General features: G+C 68.4%; 1 protein-coding gene. It reads left to right on the top strand.

Features of this window, described 5'->3' with window-relative positions:
- Window positions 1–393 (top strand): FAD-dependent oxidoreductase (locus tag V2S85_RS27215; protein ID WP_330705889.1); only part of this gene is annotated, 393 nt, incomplete at both ends.

The raw sequence follows: 393 nt of genomic DNA, 5'->3' as shown, positions 1-393 counted from the left end.
GCGTCGATCTGCGCACCGGCGTCGCCGTCGAATGCCTCGAGGGTGACGGTCACCGGGTGACCGGCGTGAAGCTGGCGGACGGCGAGATCGTCCCGGCCGAGGCGGTTATCGTCGGCATCGGCATCGTGCCGGCCGTCGGCCCGCTGATCCTCGCCGGCGCCTCGGGCGCGAACGGGGTCGATGTGGACGAGTTCTGCCGCACCTCGCTGCCCGACGTCTACGCCATCGGTGACTGCGCGGCCTTCGCCTGCGACTATGCGGGCGGCACCGTGATGCGCGTCGAATCGGTGCAGAACGCCAACGACATGGCGACGTGCGTGGCCAAGGCGATCTGCGGTGACGAAAAGCCCTACAAGGCGTTCCCGTGGTTCTGGTCGAACCAGTACGACCTCA

The sequence above is a fragment of the Novosphingobium resinovorum genome (genome assembly GCF_036352595.1).
GTDB lineage: Bacteria > Pseudomonadota > Alphaproteobacteria > Sphingomonadales > Sphingomonadaceae > Novosphingobium > Novosphingobium resinovorum_B.
Note: the sequence above shows the minus strand (reverse complement) of the source record. Positions and strands in the feature narration are given on the sequence as shown.